The organism is Frankia nepalensis (assembly GCF_016786325.1).
GTDB lineage: Bacteria > Actinomycetota > Actinomycetes > Frankiales > Frankiaceae > Pseudofrankia > Pseudofrankia nepalensis.
The window spans coordinates 1-4,631 of sequence record NZ_JADWYU010000167.1 but is presented as its reverse complement, the minus strand read 5'-3'; the positions used below and the strand labels follow the sequence as shown (position 1 = coordinate 4,631).

Here is a 4,631-nt window from a genome sequence, read left to right as displayed (position 1 = left end):
GGGACCGCCACCCACGACTTGTCTGTCAAAACGCGACCTCCGGCTCGCGAATCAGCGGACAGGTCGGGACCCTGGTCCGTCCGCCAGGGTTCGAGGGACGCGCCTGCCAGGGTGGGTGCCCGAGGGGGGCGTTGGTCGCCCGCGTCGGACCGTCGGCGGCGCTCGCCGGGCTCACCGCCGGACCTGGGCAAGGATCCGAAGTAAGTCAGGGTTCCGGGTTGGGATCCGGCCCAGAGCTGGCGATCATGCCTGGTGGGGCGGGAAGGGCTCAGGCGGCGGTGGGCTCGGGATCCTCGAAGGGGAGCTGGCGAGGGGGCTTGGCGGGCTTGGTCATCCTGCTGGGGTGGACGACCCGCTCGGTGATCCGGGCGACCAGGCCGCGGGGAAGGACGCCGGTGAGGTGCGCGGTCAGGGCGTGGCGGTGGCCGTCGACCGCGTAGGGGGCGCCGCGCCGCAGGCCGCGGAAGGCGGTGGCGACGACCTCCTCCGGCGTGCGAAGCCGGCCGCCGGGGTTCATCTCGAATCCCAGCTCGTCCATGAAGTCGGTGTCGGTCTGCGCCGGGCACAGCGTCAGGATCCGCACCCCGGTGCCGCGGTACTCCGCCCACAGCGCGGTGGTGAACGACAGGATGAACGCCTTCGCCGCCGCGTAGACGGCCATGTGCGGCACGGCCTGGAAGGACTGCACCGAGCCGACGTTGATCAGCGTGCCGCGGCCCCGCTCGAGCATGCCGGGCAGGAACAGGTGGGTCATCCGCTCGACCGCGGCGCACAGCAGCATGATCTCGCGGTGGTTCTGCTCCAGGTCGAGCTCGTGGTAGTTGCCGTGGGTCCCGAACCCGGCGTTGTTGACCAGCACGTCGATCGTCAGGCCGAGCTCGGCGACCATCGCGGCGAGCTTGTCCGGGCCCTCCTCGAGGGCGAGGTCCACGCCGATCTCGCGCACGGTCACCGGGTGGCGGCGGCGCAGCCAGGCGGCGGCCGCCGGCAGCTTCTCGTTCGGCAGCGCGGCGATCACGACGTCCGCCCCGCGCTTCGCGAAGCCCTCCGCCAGCGCCAGGCCGATGCCGGAGGAGGCTCCCGTGATCAGCGCGGTCTGCCCTCGGTAGTCGTCCACGAGTCTCCCCCGCCAGGCGGCCAATTCCGCCAATCGTAGACATGGGAGTTTGCGCCCCTCGCGGGCTGGCGCGGACGTTTGCGAAGGATCAGGGCCGCCACCCCGCGTGGCCCCGCGCGCTCGCTACGGCCCTTTCCGTGGATCTTTGGTTCACGTGATCCCGGGGCGCCGATCCGCGTACACAGCCAGCGATCTTGGGCCCGTCCCGGCCGGTTCGCCGGGTAGATCGCCAGATCCGTACGGGATTCGGGGGCAAATCGGACGGAAATCGCCGGATAGCGCACACATCTGACGATCAAGGAGGTCGTCGGGTCTTCCGAGGGTTCATGATCACCGGATGTGTGCGCTGATCGGCGGTAGCGCGGTCTGGCCGAGACCCCGGGACGGGCCTTGTGCGGCGCTGCTGCCGGGAAGTCGTCCATTCAAGGGTTGGCGCTACTTTTCGTCCGGCTGGCGGGCTACCGTGCCGGGGTGGAGATCGGCGACCTTGAGCTGGTCTGGCTGGCGATCGGGGTGGTCGTCGGCGCGGCCGCCACCCACGGCGTGCTCGTGCTGCTGCGGGCGGTGCGTAGCCCGGCCGGTCTAGGGACGACGGCGGAACGCGCGACGTTCGCCACCCTGCACACGGCCGCGCTCGCCGCGCCCCACCTGCGCGAGGGGCTGGGCCCGGTCGGCGCCGCGCGGGCGGTACGCCACCTGCGCGCGCTGCTCGGGACGTCGGCCGTCGCGATCACGGGCACGGCCGGCACGCTGGCCTGGGACGGCCCGGGCGAGGCGCGCCACGGCGCGGACGCCGTCCGGCACGCCGCGCCGGCGCTGACCGCCGGCCGGACGGCCGTCCTCACCGCCGCCCACCTCGACGCCACCGCGGCCGGCGACGAGCACGCCCACGGCGACGGGAACGCCCACGGCGACGGGAACGCCCACGGCGACGGGAACGCCCACGGTTACGGGAAGGCGGGCGGTGACGGGAGCGGGCGTGGCGGCGGGCGGTGCGACGACCCGGACTGCCCGATCAGGGCGGCCGTCGTCGCGCCGGTGACCAGCGGCGACGAGGTCGTCGGCGCGCTGCTCGCCTACGCGCCCACGGTCGGCGCCGGGCTCGCGCGCGCCACCGAGGAGCTCGCCCGCTGGGTGTCCACCCAGGTCGAGCTCGCCGAGCTGGAGGCGTCGCGAACCCGGGCCGTCGAGGCCGAGCTGCGCGCGCTGCGGGCGCAGATCAGCCCGCACTTCATCTACAACTCGCTGGCGGCGATCGCCTCGTTCGTGCGCACCGACCCGGAACGGGCCCGCGAGCTGCTGCTGGAGTTCGCCGACTTCACCCGGTACGCGTTCCGGCGCAGCGGCGAGTTCACCACGCTCGCCGACGAGCTGCGCAACATCGAGCGCTACCTGGCGCTGGAGAAGGCCCGGTTCGGGGACCGGCTCGCGGTGCAGATCCTGGTCGCGCCCGAGGTGCTGCCGGTCGTCATCCCGTTCCTGGCCGTGCAGCCGCTGGTGGAGAACGCCGTCCGGCACGGCATCGAGGGCCGCCCCGGCGTCGGGCACGTCTGCCTCGGGGCGACCGACGACGGCGCGGCGGCGCACATCTGGGTCGAGGACGACGGCGTGGGCAGCGACCCGGAGGTGGTGCGCCGGGCGCTCGCCGGAGCGTCCGTCGGCGACTCGGTCGGGCTGGGCAACGTCGACACCCGGCTGCGCTCGGTGTTCGGCGACGAGTGCGGCCTGGTCGTCGAGACCGCTCCCGGCGCCGGCACCAAGGTCAGCTTTCGGGTTCCCAAGTTCGCCCCCGGCGTCCAGCTGCCCTGAGCCGCGCCCGGTCGCCCGGTCGCCTGCCCGCCCGCCCGCCCGCCCGACCGACCGACCGACCGCCTGGCCGCCTGGCCGCCTGGCCGCCTGGCCGGACCGTTCGCCCGGCCGCCAGGACCCGGGCCGCCCGGGCTGGAAAGCCGGGCGGGCCGGGTGAACCAGTCTCCTGAGCCGCGTGGCTTCCGAAAAGAAGATCGAGCCCTGGATACCTGGGGATGGAGCGGCTACCATTTGCGATCATGGTGGGAGCGGCTACCACCCAGACCAGGACGCCGGATCCGGGCGCGCTCGCCGTGCTGGTGGTGGACGACGAGGCACCCGCCCGGGGCGAGCTGGCCTGGCTGCTGGACGCCGACCCAAGGATCCGCCTGGTGCGCGCGGTCGACGACGGCGCCGAGGCGCTGCGGGCCCTGGACGCCGAGCCGTTCGACGCCGTGTTCTGCGACATCCGGATGCCCGGTCTCGACGGCCTGGACCTCGCGCGCGTGCTCGGCCGGTTCGCCGAGCCGCCGCAGGTCGTGTTCGTCACTGCCCACGAGGGGCACGCGGTCGACGCGTTCGACCTGCGGGCGACCGACTACCTGCTCAAGCCCGTGCGCCCGGACCGGCTGGCCGAGGCGGTGCGCCGGGTCGACGCGGCGATCCGCTCCGCCCACCGGGCGCCGGTGGGCCCCTCGTCACGCGGCGCCGGCGCGGTCGACGGGCCTGGCGCGGCCGTCGTCGGCCGCGCGACCGAGGCCGAGGCCGAGACCGAGACCGCGGCTGTGGCGGACGAGACGTTCCCGGTGGAGCTCGGCGGAGTGACGCGGTTCGTGCACCGCTCCCAGGTGCGCTACGCCGTCGCCCAGGGCGACTACGTGCGGCTGCACACGGCCACCGGCGGGCACCTCGTCCGGGTGTCGCTGTCCACCCTCGAGGAGCGCTGGGCCGCGGCGGGCTTCGTCCGGATCCACCGCAGCACGCTGGTCGCGCTCGCCTGCGTCGACGAGCTGCGGATGGAGGACGGGCGCTGTGCCGTCCGGCTCGGCGACCGGGTGCTCCCGGTCAGCCGCCGGCACACCCGCGCGCTGCGCGACCGGCTGATCCGAGCGGCGAGCCTGACCCGTGGCCCCGGACGCGACGGCTGACGGCCCGCCGGCGGCGGAGGAGGCCTTACTGGCCGGCCCGCCCGCGCCGGAGCCCGCCGGGCCCGCCGGGCCCGCGCCGCCGGCCGGGGAGGAGCCCCGGGGAGCCCGGCGGCGGGTGCGGGTGACCGGCCCGCGGGGCACGCCGGCGCCGGGACGGGTCGCGCGGGGCGCGGTCAGCCGCGACCTGGACGAGCAGACCCTGCTCGGGGACGTCTACCTGCGTGGGCTGCTGCGTGACCAGCGCCGGCTCGCCGCCGGAGTACTGGTCGCGCTCGGGGTGGCGCTCGGCCTGCTGCCCGCGCTGTTCGCGCTGGTGCCCGACCTCGCCGCGGCGCGGCTCCCGGGCGTCGGCGTCGGCCTGCCCTGGCTGGTGCTCGGCGTCGCGGTGTACCCGGCGCTGGTTCTCGCGTCCCGGGCCTACCTGCGCGGCGCGGAGCGTACGGAGCGTGACTTCACCGACCTGCTGTCCGGCCGGCCGGTGGGTGGCGAGCGGGCCCGGGGGGGGGCGCCGGGGGGGGGGCCCCCCCCCCCCCCCCCCCCCCCCCCGGGGGGGGGGCCCCCCCGGGGGGGGGGGGCCG

The 4,631-nt window shown here is 75.6% G+C and carries 4 protein-coding genes; 3 read left to right on the top strand and 1 reads right to left on the bottom strand.

Annotation, left to right across the window (positions count from 1 at the left end):
* Positions 1-268: 268 nt before the first annotated feature.
* Positions 269-1,117 carry an SDR family NAD(P)-dependent oxidoreductase gene (locus I6A81_RS25665; protein ID WP_203004732.1) on the bottom strand — a complete coding sequence of 283 codons (849 nt, stop codon included), beginning with the start codon at positions 1,115-1,117 and terminating at the stop codon, positions 269-271.
* A gap of 471 nt (positions 1,118-1,588) precedes the next feature.
* Between I6A81_RS25665 and I6A81_RS25660 the strand changes: the two genes are divergently transcribed.
* The 3 genes from I6A81_RS25660 to I6A81_RS25650 form a co-directional block, all read left to right on the top strand.
* Positions 1,589-2,926, top strand: a complete 1,338-nt coding sequence (locus I6A81_RS25660) for a sensor histidine kinase (protein ID WP_203004731.1) — start codon at positions 1,589-1,591, stop codon at positions 2,924-2,926.
* Between the two features lie 239 nt (positions 2,927-3,165).
* Complete coding sequence (locus tag I6A81_RS25655) at positions 3,166-4,053, top strand: LytR/AlgR family response regulator transcription factor (RefSeq protein ID WP_238429656.1); 888 nt, start codon at positions 3,166-3,168, stop codon at positions 4,051-4,053.
* Positions 4,031-4,631, top strand: a 601-nt coding sequence (locus I6A81_RS25650) for a hypothetical protein (RefSeq protein WP_203010332.1), incomplete at its 3' end; no start/stop codon positions are given. The genes I6A81_RS25655 and I6A81_RS25650, both read left to right, overlap by 23 nt.